We start from the raw sequence: 17,898 nt of genomic DNA, 5'->3' as shown, positions 1-17,898 counted from the left end.
AGGAGCGGGCGCGAAAGATCAAGCACGAGATCCTCCGCACTGTCATTCCGGGGCGGCGCGTAGAGCCGAGCCCGGAATCCATAAGCATGACATTTCAACAAAGGACGATGGGAGCCGTGTCTCGTTTTGCAACGTCGATGGTTATGGATTCCGGGCTTCGCTGCGCGGCCCCGGAATGACAGTGCTAGACTGGTTTTCGCGATCCCGGATCGTCGCTCTGCTCCGTCCGGGATGACCAATCTCTAGCGGCTTACACCCGCATCGGCATCAGGACGTAGAGCGCGGGGGCGCCTTCGCGGTCCTGGACGATGGTGGGGGAGCCGGGATCGGCGAGCTTGAACAGGGCCGTGTCGCCGTCGAGCTGGCTTGCGATGTCGAGAAGGTAGCGGGCGTTGAAGCCGATATCGATTGGCGCCGCATCGTAATCGACCTCGAGCTCTTCCGTCGCGCTGCCCGAATCCGGGTTGTTGACGGTCAAAGTCAGGCGTCCGTCGCCCAGCGCGAGCTTCACCGCGCGGCCGCGTTCCGACGAGATGGTGGAGACGCGGTCCACGGCCTTCGAGAACTCGCCGCGCTCGACCACGAGAACCTTGTCGTTCCCGGCCGGGATGACGCGCTGGTAATCGGGGAAGGTGCCGTCGATGAGCTTGGAGGTCAGCACCACGCCGTCGAAGGTCAGCCGCACCTTGGCGGGGGACAATTCGATGGTGACGCTCTCGGAGCCGTCTTCCACGAGCTTGACGATCTCGGCCACGGCCTTGCGTGGCACGATCACGCCGGGCATGCCTTCCGAACCGTTCGGCGCCGGGATCTCGACCCGGGCGAGGCGGTGGCCATCGGTGGCGACCGCGCGCATGACAATGGAGCCGCCCGCATCGATTGTGTGGAGATAGATGCCGTTGAGGTAGTAGCGCGTCTCTTCCGTCGAGATCGCGAACTGCGTCTTCTCGATCAGACGCTTGAGATCGGCGGCAGTGAGCGTGAAGCGATGCGGCAGGTCGCCGGCGGCGAGATCGGGGAAGTCGCTCTCCGGCAGCGCCTGCAGCATGAAGCGCGAGCGGCCGGAACGGATCTGCATCTGGCCCATGTCGGGGCTCATCTCGAGCGAGACCTGCGCGCCGTCCGAGAGCTTGCGCACGATGTCGTAGATCATGTAGGCCGGAACGGTGGTGGAGCCTGCCTCGGTGATCTCGGCGGGGATCGTTTCCGTCACCTCGATGTCGAGGTCGGTCGCCTTCAGGCGCAGGGAACCCTCATCCGCCCGCAACAGGACGTTCGAGAGGATCGGGATGGTGTTGCGACGCTCGACGACGCGGTGCACATGCCCCAGCGCCTTCAGCAGAGCGGCGCGCTCAACGGTAACTCTCATAACCTAGCACCTGGTTTCGGTGAAATTCTTGGCCGATCCCATGAAGGACGACGCCTCCGGGCGGGACAAGCAGGGCAGCAGATTGGCTTTTGTCGCCCGAGAAAGCAAGGCCGGGGCAGCCCCCGGCCCGGAAGGCTTACTCCTGCAGCATCCGCTTGAGGAGCTCGACCTCGTCGGAGAGGGCGTGGTCCTCGCCTAAGGCCTTCTCGATCTTGCGCACGGCGTGGAGCACCGTGGTGTGGTCCCGCCCACCGAAGCGGCGGCCGATCTCAGGCAGGGAACGCAAGGTCAGCACCTTGGACAGGTACATGGCGATCTGGCGCGGGCGCACCACGGCGGCGGTGCGGCGCTCCGACAGGATGTCGGAGCGGGAGACGTTGTAGCGGGACGCCACCAGCTTCTGGATATCCTCGATCTTGACCCGCTTGGGCTCCCGGTTGCGCACGAGATCGCGGATCGCGGTCTCGGCGGTTTCCAGGGTGATCGCGGAACTGGTGAGCGTCGCATGGGCGAGCAGGCGGTTGACCGCGCCTTCGAGATCGCGCCCGTTGGCGGTGATGGCACGGGCGACATAGGCGATGACGCTCGAGCCGACCTCGAAGGTGGGGTGGATCGTTTTCAGGGCATCGATGCGCGTGGTGAGGATCGAGGTGCGCAGCGCCTCGTCGAGCGCGCTGACCTCGACCACGAGACCGCCGGCAAGACGCGAGCGCACGCGCTCGTCGAGATTTTCCAGATCGGCCGGCGGACGGTCCGCGGCGATGACGATCTGGCGGCCCGCATCGATCAGGGCATTCAGCGTGTGGCCGAATTCCTGCTGGATCTGCTTGCCCTGGATGAACTGCACGTCGTCGATGACGAGCAGGTCGATGCCACGCAGGCGCTCCTTGAAGGCGAGCGACGTCTGCGCCTTCAGGGAGGCGACGAAACCGTACATGAAGCGGTCGGCGGTGAGATAGATCACCCTGCGTCCCTGCGCGCGCACCTCGTGGCCGATAGCATGCAGAAGATGCGTCTTGCCGAGGCCCACACCCGCATGGAGATAGAGCGGGTTGTAGATGGCCTGGCCGTTCTGGGCATGGGCGACGCGGTCGGCGGCCGCATGGGCGAGCGCATTGGAGCGGCCGACGATGAAGCTGTCGAAGGTCAGGCGGGAATCGAGCGGCGCGCCGCCGAGATCGCCGGACTCGCTGCGGTCCTCGTGGGCGGACGCCATGGAGGGAGACTTGATCTCGCTTGTCATGCTGGGCATCGCCATCGAAGCGGTCGGTGTCGTGCGCGGGGCTTCGCTCGTCCGGCGCTGGGCGGCCGGATCGCGTCCAAGCGTGTTGCGCACGCCGATGGAGATGCGCCCCACATCGCCGGCCTCGGAGCGGTAAACCGCCAGCACCCGATCGGCATAGTGGGATTCGATCCAGCTCTTCAGGAAGCGGGTGGGAACCGTCAGATAGGCACAGCCCTCGACCACCGAATCCAGCTCCAGGCGACCGAACCAGCTGGCGAAGATGTCCTCGCCCAGTTCGGCCCGGAGGCGGCGCTTCACCCGCGCCCATACATCCGATGCCATTTGTTCGCCGGGAGCTTCCTTGCCGTTCTCGCTGGGAGCGGCAAAGGTGCGGTGATCTTCGCTGCGATACATCAATGTTCCTCCACGAGGTCCCGACCCTACAAGGCCGGAAACCCCCACGCATGACCCGCTTTGAACACCAAGGCACAGATGGCTCACAGGTTATTCAAAGCGCGGCGCCCCCAATTGTACTAAAGATTATATGATCACTTTTAAGTGGAGACGCTCACTGACTGTCGTCCCCTTTATCTTCACTCAAGGTCTATCAAGTTTACCTCTCGGTAAAGGACGGGCCTTCGCTTGCTTCTTGAGAGAATGAAACAACGGCCGATCCCCCGCTTATGGTGTTTTAGTTCGATCTTTGAGTGAGGACTTAACGGCGAGCCGTTGAAGCAGGTTGACCTTACACAGGGTGCGCGACGGGGTGCAATACGGCCGAGTCGAGTCGCGAGCCATTGCAAGCCTCCAATCGGGTTCACAGCCTCGTCCACAGGTTTTGAATCGGGGCTTTAAAGTCCTGACTCTTCAACTGATTCACTGTGTCGCTACAGTCGGTCCGCAGGCCTGAAAAAAGAGTCTTTCCGCAACCTTGATTCAGAACCGATTCGCCTCGACTCGGTAGGTGATTCTGATGCTTCGCGATGCTTTGCCTGCTAACCTATTGAGCGGGCTGGTTCTTTTATGTGCGGTTTGAAACCGAACTGTGGAGCTTTCAACCGGTCAGTCGGGGATAAAGTCAAGCTCCCGTGTGGATAAAATTTGGATGCGGATTCCGGCTTCGGATACGAAAAAACCCGGCCTCTCGGCCGGGTCTGATCGACGATGAAAAAGACAGCTGTCGAAGCTGCTTCTTAAGCGCTCAGCGTCTTGATGCGGCTCGCCAGACGCGAGACCTTCCGCGACGCGGTGTTCTTGTGCACGATGCCCTTCTGGGCGGCGCGCATCATCTCCGGCTCGGCGGCGCGCAGAGCGGCCGCGGCCTCGGTCTGATTACCGGCAGCGATCGCCTCTTCAACCTTGCGGACGAAGGTCCGCATCCGGCTACGACGCGACTTGTTGATCGCGGTGCGCTTTGCGATCTTGCGGGTCATCTTCTTGGCGGACACGGTGTTGGCCATGGCCCATCCTCGTTCTTTTCAAAATCCCGATGTGCCAAGCCCAAGCCTGTCGAGAGCTTCGGCGCCGATCGGGTGATTGCATGGAAACCGAAGAGCCCGCGGGACGCGCGGGCTCATGTGAGGCGGCTTATAGACGCGATACCTGCGAACGTCAACGTCCGTGGGCCTTTGCGCGTCAAAAAAGCGCCAGCGCCGCCTTCTGAAGGGCCTGGCGCCAGGGATTGGCGGGATCCAGAAGGAGCCTGAGCGCCATGAGGCTCGACACCAGGACCAGGAGCGGCCGGATGATCCGGGCCCCCAGCCGCATGGCGAGACGCGAGCCGATCTGGGCTCCCAGCAGCGAGGCTCCCGCCATGACGAGCCCGATCGGCCACACCACGGCACCGGTTGCGGAATAAAGGAGAAGGCTGCCGAAATTGCTCGCCAGATTGACAAGCTTGGTATGGGCGGTCGCCTTCACCACGCCGTAGCCGAGCAGCGTCACGAAGGCGAGCATATAGAAGGAGCCCGCGCCCGGCCCGAAGATGCCGTCGTAGAAGCCGATGGCGACCGGTGCCGTCAGGCCGAAGGCCAGGGCCGTCATGCGGGCATGGGCGTCCTCGTCCTTCATCTTGCGCGACAGGGCGAAGTAGAAGGCGATGGCGATGAGCAGCAGCGGGATCAGCACTTCGAGCACGGAGCGCGGCAGGAACTGGACGCACAGGGCCCCGGCGATGCTGCTCAGGAAAGCCACCAAGGTGAAGCCCCAGGCCTTCTGCCACTCGATCAGCCCCTTGCGGCCGAAGGTGTAGGTGGCGGAAGCGGCAGCGACCGAGCCCTGGACCTTGTTGGTGGCGATCGCCTGGGCCGGATCGAGGCCCGCGAGCAGGAGGGCCGGCACGGTCAGAAGCCCGCCGCCTCCGGCGATGGAATCCACGAAGCCCGCAAGAAAGGAGACCGCGGCAAGCGCCGCGATCATGTCGAAGCCGATATCGATCACAGTTTACTGGTTCTTGAACTCGGCCGGGCGCTTGCCGACGAAGGCGGCCATGCCTTCCTTCTGGTCGGCGGTGGCGAACATGGCGTGGAACAGGCGCCGCTCGAAGCGGATGCCCTCGGAAAGCGAGACCTCGTCGGCGCGGTTGATGGTTTCCTTCGTCATCATGGCGATGGGCAGCGACATGGCGGCGATGGTCTCGGCCGTCTTCATGGCCTCGTTCAGAAGATCCGCGAGCGGCACCACGCGGGCGACGAGGCCCGAGCGCTCGGCCTCCTCGGCACCCATCAGGCGGCCCGTCAAGCACATCTCCATGGCCTTGGCCTTGCCGATGAGCCGCGTCAGGCGCTGCGTGCCGCCCATGCCCGGCATGACGCCGAGCTTGATCTCCGGCTGGCCGAACTTGGCGTTGTCGGCCGCGATGATGAAGTCGCACATCATGGCGAACTCGCAGCCGCCGCCGAGCGCGAAGCCCGCCACCGCCGCGATCATCGGCTTGCGCCGCCCCGACACCTTCTCCCAGCCGGAGAAGAGATCGGCCATGTAGGTGTGCGGGTAGGCGAGTTCCGCCATCTCCTTGATATCGGCGCCGGCGGCGAAGGCCTTCTCCGATCCCGTGATGACGATGCAGCCGATATCGGCGTCCGCGTCGAAGGCGTCGAGCGCCTGGTTCACCTCGTTCAGCAGCGCCGTATTGAGGGCGTTCAGGGCCTGGGGCCGGTTGAGGGTGATCAGCCCCACCTTGCCGCGCGTCTCAACGAGAATCGTCTCAAAAGCCATGCCCGCGTCTCCTCATCGCTGGATGAGACACCGGTAGGCGAGGCCGGAAAGCCGGGCAAGAGAAAATCGGACGAGAGGCTTTCGTTTCAGGCGCGGGAGCGCTTCTGGCAGACCGGGCAATAGAAGGTGGAGCGTCCGGATTGCACGAGGCGCGTCACCGTGCCGGTGCAGGCGGGCGTCACGCAGGACTCTCCTTCCCGGTCATAGACCTTGAAGGAGTGCTGGAAATAACCGAGCGAGCCGTCGACCTGAGCATGATCGCGCAGGGTCGAGCCGCCGGCCTCCACGGCCTCCGCGAGCACGTCCCGGATGATATCGGCGAGCCTGTGCGCCTTCTCCGTCGGCTTGCCCGTTTTCGTTGCGAGAGAGCCCGCCGGGGCTTCCGGGTGCAGGCCGGTGCGGAACAGGGCTTCGCAGACATAGATGTTGCCGAGCCCCGCGATCAGGCGCTGATCGAGAAGCGCGGCCTTCAGGGGCGTGCGCTTGCCCTGGAAGAGCCGGGCGATGGTCTCGCCGGAGAGCTCGTTGCCGAGAGGCTCGATGCCCATGCCGGAAAAATGCTTCGAGGTCTCGATCCCCGAGCGCGGCACCAGGTCCATGAAGCCGAAGCGGCGGGCGTCGTTATAGGTGATGGTCGCGCCGTTGGAGAGCTGGAACACCACATGGTCATGGGCGCCGAGGCCCCCGTGCTCGTAGTGGAACTCGCCCGGCACGCGGGTTTTGCCCCCTTGCGTCACGAGAAACCGGCCGGACATGCCCAGATGCATGACCAGCACCTCGCCGGAGGAGAGATCGGCCAGCAGATACTTGGCCCGGCGGCTCAAGGATTGGACCTCCTGCCCCTCGAGCCTCTGGGCGAACCGCTCCGGGAAGGGGAAGCGCAGATCGGGCCGGCGCTGGGCGACCTTGGTGAAGCGGGCGCCGACCATGGCGGGCTCCAGGCCGCGGCGCACGGTTTCGACTTCAGGCAGTTCGGGCATCAACCATCTCTCGGGTTCTTGATGCCCCTTACATAGCCATCCGGTCCCGCTTCCGCTATGGATCGCCCTTCAAAGGGTGGAGCATCGGATCGATCCCAGAAGTGCAAATTCACTTTTGGGTCCGATGCTCTAGGTGACGGGAGCTTTGGTGCAGATCATGACCGACGAGAACACCCATTTCGGGTTCCAGTCCGTGCCCCTCGGCGAGAAGCAGGGCAAGGTCAACGAGGTCTTCCGCTCGGTGGCGAGCCGCTACGACCTGATGAACGACCTCATGTCCGCCGGGCTCCACCGCCACTGGAAGGATACGCTCGTCTCGACCCTGCGTCCGCCCCGCGACCGGCCGTTCCGCCATCTCGACGTGGCCGGCGGCACCGGTGACGTGGCCTTCCGTATCCTCGACGGGAGCGGCCCGCAGACCCGCGTGACCGTGCTCGACATCAACGGCGAGATGCTGAAAGTCGGCGCCGAGCGGGCCGGCCACCGGTATGAAGGCCGTATCGATTTCGTCGAAGCCAATGCGGAGGAACTGCCCTTCGAATCCAAGACCTTCGACGCCTACACCATCGCCTTCGGCATCCGCAACGTCCCGCGCATCGACGTGGCGCTTCGCGAGGCGCACCGGGTGCTCAAACCCGGCGGACGCTTCCTCTGCCTCGAATTCTCGAAGGTCGACGTGCCGGTGCTCGACAGGATCTACGACGCCTATTCCTTCAACGTCATCCCGAAGCTCGGGAGCATGGTGACGGGGGATGCGGAATCCTACCAGTATCTGGTGGAATCGATCCGCCGCTTCCCGACGCCGGCCGCCTTCGCGCAGATGATCGAGGAGGCGGGCTTCAGGCGCGTGACGCACCGCGCGCTGACGGCCGGCGTCGTCGCCATCCACTCGGGCTGGAAGATCTGACACGTGATCGGCAGCCTCGTTCATCTCGTCCGCAATCTGCGCGCCGGCTTCGTCCTGGCCCGCGAGGGCGCGCTCGCGCTCGTCGATCCGAGCGCCCTGCCGCCGTCAGCGCGGCTGGGTCTGCGGATCGCGCGGATCATCGAACGGCCGCAGGCCGGCGACGGCGCGACGCGCCTCTCGAAGGCATTGACGCGGCTCGGTCCGTCTTACGTGAAATTCGGCCAGTTCCTGGCCACCCGTCCCGACATCGTCGGCGTGGCGGCCGCCCGCGACCTGGAGCGCCTGCAGGATCGCATGCCGCCCTTCCCCCGTGCGGAAGCCGTACGCATGGTCGAGGTCGCCCTCGGCCGTCCCATCGACGAGCTTTTTCTCGAATTCAGCGAGCCGATCGCCGCCGCCTCCATCGCGCAGGTCCACAGGGCCCGCATTCGCACGGCCGAGGGCGAGGAGATCCTCGCGGTGAAGGTGGTGCGGCCCGGCGTGCGCGAGGGCTTCGCCCGCGATCTCCAGGCCATGCGCGCCGCCGCCCGCCTGTTCGAGCGCATGGTGCCCGATGCGCGCCGCCTCAAGCCGCTCGAGATCGTGGAGGCGCTGGCCCGCTCCGTCTCCGTCGAGATGGATCTGCGGCTCGAGGCCGCCGCCGTCTCGGAGCTTGCGGAAAACACCAAGGACGATCCGGATTTCCGCGTGCCGAAGCCGGAATGGGACCTGACCGCCCGCGACGTGCTCACCACCACCTGGATCGACGGCATCCGCCTCAACGATCTGGCGGGAATCGAGGCGGCGGGCCTCGACCGGGTGGCGCTCGGGCGCACCGTGATCCAGTCCTTCCTGCGCCACGCCATCCGCGACGGCTATTTCCATGCCGACATGCATCCCGGCAACCTGTTCGTGGATGCCGAGGGCCGCCTCGTCGCGGTCGATTTCGGCATCATGGGCCGGCTCGGCATGAAGGAGCGGCGCTTCCTGGCCGAAATTCTTTTGGGCTTCATCCGCCGCGATTACCTGCGCGTGGCGCAGGTGCATTTCGAGGCCGGCTATGTGCCGCCGCATCATTCGGTGGAGGATTTCGCGCAAGCGATCCGCGCCATCGGCGAGCCGATCCACGACCGGCGCGCCGACGAGATCTCCATGGCGAAGCTGCTCACGCTTCTCTTCGAGATCACGGCGCTCTTCGACATGGCGACCCGCATCGAGCTCGTCATGCTGCAGAAGACCATGGTCGTGGTGGAGGGCGTGGCCCGCAACCTCGATCCGAAGCTCGACATGTGGACCACGTCCGAGCCTGTGGTGCGCGACTGGATCGAGCGCAATCTCGGCCCCCTCGGCCGCGCCGAGCAGGCAGGAAGAGGCCTGTGGACGCTGGCCGGCGTCATCGGCGACCTGCCGGAGCTTGCTTTGCGCGCCGAGCGCGTGCTCAACCAGCTCGAGGACGTGACGGCCAAGGGCGTGATGCTCGACCAGGACAGCGTCGCCGCCATCGGCCGTGCCGAGGCGCGGGGCAACCGCTGGGGCGTGGCGGCCTTGTGGATTATCGCCGCCTCCCTGATGATCATGCTGTTCAGGGGCTTCGCATGACGGCGCTTTCAGGCAAACGCATCCTCCTCGTCATCGGCGGCGGCATCGCGGCCTACAAGTCGCTCGACCTCATCCGCCGTCTGCGCGAGCGCGGCGCCTCAGTGCGCTGCGTGCTCACCGCCGGTGCGCAGCAATTCATCACGCCGCTTGCGGTGTCTGCTCTCACCGGCCAGCGCTCGCATACCGATCTCTTCGACCGCGAAGACGAGGCCGATATCGGGCATATCAAGCTCGCCCGCGACGCGGATCTCGTCGTCGTCGCGCCGGCCACCGCCAATCTCATGGCGAAGATGGCGGGAGGGCATGCGGACGATCTCGCCTCGACGGTGCTTCTCGCCACGACCCTTCCCATCCTGATCGCGCCGGCGATGAACGTGCGCATGTGGCTGCACCCGGCGACGCAGCGTAATCTGAAAGTCCTGCAGGCTGACGGCGTGCATGTGGTCGGCCCCAACGACGGCGCGATGGCGGAGGCCGAGTTCGGACCCGGCCGCATGGCCGAGCCTTTGGAGATCGCGGCGGCCGTCGAGCGCCTGCTGGCACCCTCGGGACCGCTTGCCGGCAAGCATGTGATCGTGACGTCCGGGCCGACGCATGAGCCCATCGACCCCGTGCGCTACATCGCCAACCGCTCCTCCGGCAAGCAGGGCCACGCCATCGCGAAAGCCGCGGCAGAGGCCGGCGCGCGCGTGACCCTGATCTCCGGCCCCGTCACCTTGCCCGATCCCTCCGGCGTCACGATCGTGCATGTGGACAGTGCGCGCGAGATGCTCGAGGCCGTCGAAAAGGCGCTGCCGGCCGATATCGGCATCTTCGCCGCCGCCGTCGCCGACTGGCGCGTTGCCAATGCGGGCGAGCAGAAGATCAAGAAGAAGGACGGCGCCTTGCCGAACCTGTCACTGACGGAAAATCCCGATATTCTCGCCACCATTTCGCACCTCTCGGACAACCGCCCGCCGCTCATGGTGGGCTTTGCGGCTGAGACCGAGAACGTGATCGAGCATGCGAAGCAGAAGCTCGCGAAGAAGGGCTGCGACCTCATCGTTGCCAACGACGTCTCGACCGAAACGGGGGTCATGGGCGGCGACAGCAATAGCGTGCATCTCGTCACGGCCTCGGATGTGGAGACCTGGCCGACCCTGTCGAAGACCGATGTCGCGAAGAAGCTCGTTGAACGTCTGGGTCTGGTGGGAGGCGAAAGACCATGAGCCGCCAACTGCGCATCCGGCGTCTTGCCCATGCCGCCGACCTGCCGCTGCCGCGCTACGAGACTGCCGGCGCCGCGGGCATGGATCTCGTCGCGGCCAATCCGTCCGATGCGCCGATCGTCCTCGAATCCCTGGCGCGAGCGCTGGTTCCCACCGGTCTCGTCTTCCAGCTTGAGCCCGGTTTCGAGGCGCAGGTGCGGCCCCGTTCCGGGCTTGCCTTCAAGCATGGCGTGACCGTGCTCAATGCGCCGGGAACCGTCGATGCGGATTACCGCGGCGAAGTGCAGGTGCTGCTCGTCAACCTGGGCTCCGAGCCTTTCACTGTCACGCGCGGCATGCGCATCGCCCAGCTGGTCGTCGCGCCGGTTCTCCAGGTCGAGCCGGTCGAGGTCGAGCTGGTCGACGAGACGCCGCGTGCCGCCGGCGGGTTCGGCTCGACGGGCCTGGGCTAGGGGGCATCCGCATGAATTTTCTCTCGCGCCGCTCGCTTCTCGCCATCGCTGCCGTCACCGACATTGCGCTCCATGCCCGCCCCATGCCGGTCTCCGCCAAGGCGCTCGCTGGCCGGCACAACCTGCCGCCGCGCTATCTCGAGCCGGTTCTGCAGGCGCTGGTCCGGCAGGGCATCCTGAAGGGGGTGCGCGGGCCGCGCGGTGGCTACGAGTTGGCCCGCGAGCGGCGGCGGATCACGGCCGGGGATATCGTGCGCATCGCCATGTCGGCGCTGGAGGAGGACGGTTCCTCGCCGGTGCCGGAATCCCGTCTCGCGGAGGCTGTCGTCTCGCCCCTGGTCCAGCGCGGAACCGAGGCTTTTTTGAGCGAGCTCGACAAGGTGACGGTGGAGGATCTGTGCCAGAAGGCGCAGGCCGAAGCGGCCGTCGACGCCATGCCCGCGGTTGATTTCACGATATGATGCGTGAATTGAGGTAAATATCGACACATTGTGCGGGAAAGGTTAAGTTTTCTCCGACTTCAAGGAGGAAATGGATGGCTGACACTCGCAATCGGTCGGATGCCAAGCCCGGACATGGCCGCATCTACGGCTCCATCACGGAGACCATCGGCAACACCCCGCTCGTGCGCCTGAACCGGCTGCCCAAGGAGCATGGGATCGACGCCGAGATCCTAGTCAAGCTCGAGTTCTTCAACCCGATCTCGAGCGTGAAGGACCGTATCGGGGTAAGCATGATCGAAGCCATGGAAGCGGCCGGCAAGATCACGCCCGACACGACCCTGATCGAGCCCACCTCGGGCAATACGGGCATCGCGCTTGCCTTCGTCGCGGCAGCGCGGGGCTATCGGCTGATCTTGATCATGCCCGAGACGATGTCCCTCGAGCGGCGCAAGATGCTGGCCTATCTCGGTGCGGAACTCGTTCTCACGCCCGGACCCCTGGGCATGAAGGGCGCGCTGGCCAAGGCCGAGGAGCTCCTGAGCGAGATCCCGAACTCTGTTATGCCGCAGCAGTTCAAGAACCCGGCCAACCCCGAGATTCACCGTAGGACGACGGCGGAGGAAATCTGGAACGATACCGGCGGGCAGTTCGATGCCTTCGTCGCCGGTGTCGGCACCGGCGGCACGATCACTGGCGTTGCGCAAGTGATCAAGCCGCGCCTGCCGAACATGAAGGTGATCGCCGTCGAGCCGGAGGATTCCCCGGTGCTCTCCGGCGGCCAGCCCGGGCCCCACAAGATCCAGGGCATCGGCGCCGGCTTCGTGCCGGATGTGCTCGACCGTTCGCTCATCGACGACGTGGTGACAGTCGGCAACCAGACCGCCTTCGACACCGCGCGCAAGCTTGCCAAGCTGGAGGGCATTCCCGGCGGCATCTCCACCGGCGCCAATGTGGCGGCGGCGCTCGAAGTCGCCGCACGGCCCGAGTTCAAGGGCAAGCGCATCGTCACCGTCGCGCCGTCCTTCGCCGAGCGCTACATCTCGAGCGCTCTGTTCGAAGGTCTCTGAGCCTCATTGGATCAACGGATTTAGGGCGGCTTTCGAGCCGCCCTTTTTGTTTGCGCTCGTCCAAGCTTAGCCAGAACTTCACTCCGCTCGTCGGGTTCTCCCTGCTGCATCCAAATTCAAGCGATGTTTCCAAGATGATTTGATGGAGTTCATTATGGCGGAACGCAAAGCGCCTCATTCATTGAAGGATCAACCTGCGGACCAGATCCGCAACGAGCAGCGCGGCGTCATCGACAGCTCGGTGGATCCGAACCGGGAGGGCGGCATCGAGGGCAATGCCACGATGCGCGAGGTCTGGGACGAGCCCGGTGGCGAGGCCTATGCCTATCGCCAATCCATGGGTGGCGCCGGAAACCGGGACGAAGGGCATGATGAGCTCACGGCCGCCGAGACGCCCGAGACCACCAAGCACCTGAGCGATGCCAGCCTGTCGCCGAAGGACAAGGATGCGACCGCCGAGGCCATCGAGCGGGCGACCGCGGTCAAAGGCAAGGACAAGAGCTGAGAGGAGAGCGCCATGGGCAACGCAGGCTACGGCAATCACACCGACGACACGGAGAAGGACGCGGGCTCCAAGCGCGCGAAGCCGCCTGAAGGCGCGTCCAAAGCACCGCAGAAGCCCGCCTCCGGCAAGAGGCCGGCCGCAGGCCCGCACGACCAGCCGCATCTGACGAACCCGGATGCGACGCCCGGAACCGGATCATTGCCGGAATCGGGCGAGCACGACGCGACGAATTCGACGAGTTCCTGACATAAGGAGACGAGAATGGCTCAACCCGACAAGAAGAAGCCAAGTCAGGCGACCGAGGAGGATATCGATGCTCCGCGGCTGACCCCTCAGGGTCGCGAAAACCCGGAAGCCTCCGGCGAGGATTCGACGAACCCGATGGGCGAGGGTGCGAAGAAAGGGCAGAGCGACAAGGCTGAGGGATAAAAAAAGCCGGGCCTTAGCCGCCCTCCCACAGGAATCGGGTGGCGGCCGTTCATGAAACATTGTCTCATGAGGTGGAACGCTCACGAAGGTCTTCCACCTCATGTCCCATCCTCTTCCTCCCTCCTTCCGTCGGCTTGCGTGGTCGAATATCGCCGCTCAATCCGCCGAGCAGATCGGTCTCGCCGCCTCGCCCATGATCGCGGTTCTGGCGCTCGGCGCGGGAACGGGCGAGACGGGCCTGCTCGTCGCCATGCAGGCCCTGCCGTTCCTGCTGCTCTCGTTTCCGGCCGGAGTCCTGGCCGATCGCATGCCGCGCCGCGTGCTGATGACGGTCGCTGAAGTCCTGCGGGCGCTGGCTCTCCTCACCCTTCCCATTCTGGCAGCCTTCGAACTCCTTTCCGTTCCGGTGCTCGCGGTTCTCGGCTTCGCGGCGGCGACCGGGACGGTCGTCTTCAGCGTGGCCGCTCCGGCCCTCGTTCCGAGCTTGGTGCCGCGCGAAATGCTGGCGCGGGCCAACGGTGCCCTCGAACTGGCGCGCAGCCTGGCCTTCGCCGCCGGGCCCGCCCTGGCGGGTGCCCTCGTCGGATGGGCGGGCGCATCGCAGACCTTCATGCTCGCGGCCGCGCTTTCCATGCTGGCCGCTCTGTTCCTGATCCAGGTGCCCGAAGCGCCGCGTCCGAGCCTGCCGGAGCGGCATTTCTGGCGTGATCTGAAAGAGGGCGCGGCTTTTGCGTGGATTCATCCGCTGCTCAGGCCGATCCTGCTGACGGCGGTGGCCTGGAACCTTGCCTGGTTCGTGCTGCAGGCGGCCTATGTGCCTTATGCCGCCCATGTGCTCGGGCTGACGGCGTCGGGCATCGGAACGTCGCTGGCGGCCTATGGCATCGGCATGGTCGTCGGCGCTCTCGTAGCGCCTCGTCTGATCGCCCGCCTTGCCTTCGGTGCGGCGATCGTCGTCGGGCCTCTGGTTTCGGTCGCCGCCGCCCTGACGATGGTTGCGACCCTCTGGATGCCGACCGGCATCCTGGCCGGGCTGTCCTTCTTCCTGTTCGGGGCCGGCCCGATCCTCTGGACCATCAGCCAGACCACCCTGCGCCAGACGGTGACGCCGGGTGCGCTTCTCGGGCGGGTCTCGGCTCTCGTCATGACCGCGACGGCGGGGGTGCGCCCGGTCGGCGCCGCCATCGGCGCAGCGGTCGGGATCGCTTATGGACCGGAGGCGTGCATCGTGATTGCAGCATTGGGCTTCCTGGTGCAGCTCCTCGTGATCCTGACCTCGGCGGTGCCGAAGCTGACGGCCTTGCCGGATCCCGTTGCGGAGCCGGTGCCTGTCAACCCATGAAAAAAGGCCGCCTCAGGAGGCGGCCTTTTAATTCGACGATCGCGAGGAAAATTATGCGCTCAGCGCTTCCTTAGAGCGCTCGGCGCGCTTGCGGTCGTTCGGATCGAGGATCGCCTTGCGGATGCGGATCGACTTCGGCGTCACCTCGACGAGCTCGTCGTCCTGGATCCAGGCGAGCGAGCGCTCGAGGGTCATGCGGATCGGCGGCGTCAGGCGCACCGCCTCGTCCTTGGAGGTCGTGCGGATGTTGGTGAGCTTCTTGCCCTTGAGCACGTTCACCTCGAGATCGTTCTCGCGGTTGTGCTCGCCGACGATCATGCCCTGATAGACCTTCCAGCCGGGCTCGATCATCATCGGGCCGCGGTCTTCCAGGTTCCACAGGGCGTAGGCCACGGCCTCGCCGGCATCGTTGGAGATCAGCACGCCGTTGCGCCGTCCCGAGATCTCGCCCTTGTAGGGCTCGTAGGCGTGGAACAGGCGGTTCATGATCGCCGTGCCGCGGGTGTCGGTCATCAGCTCGCCCTGGTAGCCGATGAGGCCGCGGGTGGGAGCGTAGAACACGAGGCGCTGGCGGTTGCCGCCAGAAGGGCGCATCTCGACCATGTCGGCGCGGCGCTCGGACATCTTCTGCACCACGACGCCGGAATATTCCTCGTCCACGTCGATCACGACTTCCTCGATGGGCTCGAGAAGCTGGCCGGCCTCGTCCTTCTCGAACACCACGCGGGGACGCGACACGGCGAGCTCGAAGCCCTCGCGGCGCATGGTCTCGATCAGGATCGCGAGCTGCAATTCGCCGCGGCCGGAGACGTAGAACGAATCCTTGTCGGCGGCTTCCTCGATCTTGAGCGTGACGTTGCCTTCCGCTTCCTTAAACAGGCGGTCGCGGATCATGCGGCTCGTCACCTTGTCGCCCTCTGTGCCGGCGAGCGGGCTATCGTTGACGATGAAGGACATGGTTACAGTCGGCGGATCGATGGGCTGGGCCTGGATCGGAATGTCGTTCTCGGGCGCCGAGAAGGTGTCGGCCACCGAGCCCTTCACGAGGCCCGCGATGGAGACGATGTCGCCGGCCTCGCCGATCTCGATCGGCTGGCGCTCCAAGCCGCGGAAGGCGAGGATCTTTGACACCCGGCCGGTTTCCACCACGTTGCCCTTGCGGTCGAGCACTTTGATCGACTGGTTCGGCTTCACGGTGCCGGAGCTGATGCGGCCGGTGACGATGCGGCCCAGGAAGGGATTGGCCTCGAGCAGGGTTCCGAGCATGCGGAACGGGCCTTCCTCGGTCTTGGCCGGCGGCACGTGCTCGAGCACGAGATCGAACAGGGGCGCGAGGCCCTGATCGCTCGGGCCTTCCGGCGTCTTGGCCATCCAGCCGTTGCGGCCCGAACCGTAGAGGATCGGGAAGTCGAGCTGCTCGTCGGTGGCGTCGAGGGCCGCGAACAGGTCGAACACCTCGTTGACCACTTCGATATGGCGGGCGTCGGGCCGGTCGATCTTGTTGATGGCGACGATGGGGCGCAGGCCGATCTTGAGGGCCTTGGACACCACGAACTTGGTCTGCGGCATCGGGCCTTCGGCCGCGTCCACCAGCACGATGGCGCCGTCGACCATGCTCAGGATACGCTCGACCTCGCCGCCGAAATCGGCGTGGCCGGGGGTGTCGACGATGTTGATGCGGGTGTCCTTCCAGACGACCGAGGTCGCCTTGGCCAGGATGGTGATGCCGCGCTCCTTTTCGAGGTCGTTCGAGTCCATGGCGCGCTCTTCCACGCGCTGATTCTCACGGAAGCTGCCCGATTGCTGGAGCAGCTTGTCGACGAGGGTCGTCTTGCCATGGTCGACGTGTGCGATGATGGCGATGTTGCGGAGTTTCATGAGGCGCGTCTTTCAAAGCAAAGCAGCCCGGCACGCGGCAAGCGTAGCCGCGCCCCTGGCTCGTACCGGGCGAAAATGATTGCACTGCAATATAGGGAGAAAGGTAAGGCCGCAATAGGGCGGGCAACAGGATTGCAAGCGCGGCTGTTTCGCGCATAATGGTAATTCTGTTTCATTTGAGCCTCGGAACCCGACGATTGCCGGCCGCCGGGTTGCCCGCCCGTTCAATTTCACTCGTCCCGGATCCCGATGAATGCCCAGCCCCTGATCGAGGCCGACGAGGCCTTCAACACCATGGCCCAGCAGCAGGGCGTCGGCGACGAGTTCCTTGCCTATTCCGCCGAGGATCCGGTGCTGATCCGTCAGGGCAGCATGCCGCTCATCGGGCGCTCCGCGTTTCATGAAGCCTTTGCGGGGCCGGGCCGGCCCTGTCCTGGGAGCCGCTCAGGGCCGAGATCGCCGGGAGCGGGGATCTCGGCTACTCCTTCGGCCGCTACATTCTGCGCGAGGGCGGCGCGATCAAGGCCCATGGGGTCTATGTCAGCATCTGGAAGAAGCAGGCGGACGGCTCCTGGAAGTTCGTGCTCGACGGCGCCGGGACGACGCCGCGGGAAGTGATCCTTCCCTGATTTGTGCGACGCGCATGTGTCGACGGACCAGCACCGTGGGGCCCGGAGCCGTTGGGCTCCGAGCCTTTCAGGTATCGAGGGTGGCGCGAAGGGCAGCCCGGCTCGATGATGCATGAGAGTGATGGAAGAGCCGGGAGGCCGCTTCGCGTCCGGTTTGTTTCGGCGGACAGGCGGCGCCGGTTCGGCGACTGCCCGAGGCGGTGACCGCAATGTCAGCGGCGGCCTCGACCCAATCCCTATTCAGCGGCGCACAGCCTGGGCCACTCGCCTGGCCCGCGTGCGAGGCGAACCAGCGAGACCGGGTCTGCTCCCACACTGCGACGCCTCGCGAGCGCGCCCCTCGAAGAAGAGACCCTCACGATATAGCAGAGCTTATGGCCGCCGTCAAGAACAAAGTGAGAACATAACATTGCCCGCCACTTTCTTGTCTCCCTCTCACGTCATCACCGGCCTCGTGCCGGTGATCCCGAATTGAGAGGTGCCGCGCTTTTCCGCATCGGGATGGCCGGCACGAGGCCGGCCATGACGGGGTGGGTGGCATCAGAGACGGTCATCCCCTCTCCCGGCTGGGAGAGGGGCAGGGGTGAGGGAGCGCCCCTGACGAGAAAGCGTCACGACTTGCCGAAAGCCGAACCGCTGGCTGCACCTCCCTCCACCCTGGCCTTCCCTC

17 protein-coding genes are annotated in these 17,898 nt (G+C 65.3%); 10 read left to right on the top strand and 7 right to left on the bottom strand.

Translation table 11 applies throughout. From position 1 onward, the window contains the following. Positions 1-250 precede the first annotated feature (250 nt). The 6 genes from dnaN to mutM form a co-directional block, all read right to left on the bottom strand. Positions 251-1,369 carry a DNA polymerase III subunit beta gene (gene dnaN, locus BB934_RS11605; protein ID WP_099509773.1) on the bottom strand — a complete coding sequence of 373 codons (1,119 nt, stop codon included), beginning with the start codon at positions 1,367-1,369 and terminating at the stop codon, positions 251-253. A 136-nt stretch (positions 1,370-1,505) separates the two neighbouring features. Next, positions 1,506-2,936 (bottom strand): chromosomal replication initiator protein DnaA, encoded by a 1,431-nt coding sequence (gene dnaA / locus BB934_RS11600; protein WP_237050316.1) that lies wholly within the window; start codon positions 2,934-2,936, stop codon positions 1,506-1,508. A gap of 851 nt (positions 2,937-3,787) precedes the next feature. After that, positions 3,788-4,054, bottom strand: coding sequence for a 30S ribosomal protein S20 (gene rpsT, locus BB934_RS11595; RefSeq protein WP_099509771.1), 267 nt, complete (start codon positions 4,052-4,054; stop codon positions 3,788-3,790). 175 nt (positions 4,055-4,229) lie between these two features. After that, the gene (locus tag BB934_RS11590) at positions 4,230-5,030 is read right to left on the bottom strand and encodes a TSUP family transporter (protein ID WP_162299213.1); all 801 of its coding nucleotides are present in this window, start codon (positions 5,028-5,030) and stop codon (positions 4,230-4,232) included. 6 nt (positions 5,031-5,036) lie between these two features. Further along, entirely contained in the window at positions 5,037-5,810 is a 774-nt protein-coding gene (locus BB934_RS11585) for an enoyl-CoA hydratase (RefSeq protein ID WP_099509769.1), read from the bottom strand. An 86-nt stretch (positions 5,811-5,896) separates the two neighbouring features. Beyond that, a complete protein-coding gene (gene mutM, locus BB934_RS11580) occupies positions 5,897-6,790 on the bottom strand; it encodes a bifunctional DNA-formamidopyrimidine glycosylase/DNA-(apurinic or apyrimidinic site) lyase (RefSeq protein ID WP_099509768.1) in 894 nt (297 codons plus the stop codon). A gap of 157 nt (positions 6,791-6,947) precedes the next feature. Between mutM and ubiE the strand changes: the two genes are divergently transcribed. The 10 genes from ubiE to BB934_RS11535 all read left to right on the top strand — a co-directional run bounded on the left by ubiE (position 6,948) and on the right by BB934_RS11535 (position 14,721). Then, on the top strand, positions 6,948-7,697 hold the full coding sequence (gene ubiE, locus BB934_RS11575; RefSeq protein ID WP_099512766.1) for a bifunctional demethylmenaquinone methyltransferase/2-methoxy-6-polyprenyl-1,4-benzoquinol methylase UbiE: 750 nt from the start codon (positions 6,948-6,950) through the stop codon (positions 7,695-7,697). A gap of 3 nt (positions 7,698-7,700) precedes the next feature. After that, complete coding sequence (gene ubiB, locus BB934_RS11570) at positions 7,701-9,275, top strand: 2-polyprenylphenol 6-hydroxylase (protein WP_099509767.1); 1,575 nt, start codon at positions 7,701-7,703, stop codon at positions 9,273-9,275. Further along, the gene (gene coaBC, locus BB934_RS11565; protein WP_099509766.1) at positions 9,272-10,483 is read left to right on the top strand and encodes a bifunctional phosphopantothenoylcysteine decarboxylase/phosphopantothenate--cysteine ligase CoaBC; all 1,212 of its coding nucleotides are present in this window, start codon (positions 9,272-9,274) and stop codon (positions 10,481-10,483) included. Before ubiB ends, coaBC begins: the two co-directional genes overlap by 4 nt. After that, on the top strand, positions 10,480-10,935 hold the full coding sequence (gene dut / locus BB934_RS11560) for a dUTP diphosphatase (RefSeq protein WP_099509765.1): 456 nt from the start codon (positions 10,480-10,482) through the stop codon (positions 10,933-10,935). Before coaBC ends, dut begins: the two co-directional genes overlap by 4 nt. 11 nt (positions 10,936-10,946) lie before the next feature. Further along, positions 10,947-11,396 (top strand): RrF2 family transcriptional regulator, encoded by a 450-nt coding sequence (locus tag BB934_RS11555; RefSeq protein ID WP_099509764.1) that lies wholly within the window; start codon positions 10,947-10,949, stop codon positions 11,394-11,396. Positions 11,397-11,470: 74 nt separating this feature from the next. Further along, a complete protein-coding gene (gene cysK / locus BB934_RS11550; RefSeq protein WP_099509763.1) occupies positions 11,471-12,445 on the top strand; it encodes a cysteine synthase A in 975 nt (324 codons plus the stop codon). 154 nt (positions 12,446-12,599) lie between these two features. After that, on the top strand, positions 12,600-12,950 hold the full coding sequence (locus BB934_RS11545; RefSeq protein ID WP_099509762.1) for a hypothetical protein: 351 nt from the start codon (positions 12,600-12,602) through the stop codon (positions 12,948-12,950). Positions 12,951-12,962: 12 nt separating this feature from the next. Then, the gene (locus BB934_RS11540; protein WP_099509761.1) at positions 12,963-13,196 is read left to right on the top strand and encodes a hypothetical protein; all 234 of its coding nucleotides are present in this window, start codon (positions 12,963-12,965) and stop codon (positions 13,194-13,196) included. A gap of 15 nt (positions 13,197-13,211) precedes the next feature. Beyond that, positions 13,212-13,379, top strand: coding sequence for a hypothetical protein (locus BB934_RS48540; RefSeq protein ID WP_173909446.1), 168 nt, complete (start codon positions 13,212-13,214; stop codon positions 13,377-13,379). Positions 13,380-13,479: 100 nt separating this feature from the next. Next, positions 13,480-14,721, top strand: coding sequence for an MFS transporter (locus tag BB934_RS11535; protein ID WP_099509760.1), 1,242 nt, complete (start codon positions 13,480-13,482; stop codon positions 14,719-14,721). A 51-nt stretch (positions 14,722-14,772) separates the two neighbouring features. Here the strand turns inward: BB934_RS11535 and typA are convergent, their stop codons facing one another. Continuing rightward, entirely contained in the window at positions 14,773-16,599 is a 1,827-nt protein-coding gene (gene typA, locus BB934_RS11530; protein ID WP_099509759.1) for a translational GTPase TypA, read from the bottom strand. Positions 16,600-17,898 lie beyond the last annotated feature (1,299 nt).

The sequence above is a fragment of the Microvirga ossetica genome (genome assembly GCF_002741015.1).
Classification (GTDB): Bacteria; Pseudomonadota; Alphaproteobacteria; order Rhizobiales; family Beijerinckiaceae; genus Microvirga; species Microvirga ossetica.
Note: the sequence above shows the minus strand (reverse complement) of the source record. Positions and strands in the feature narration are given on the sequence as shown.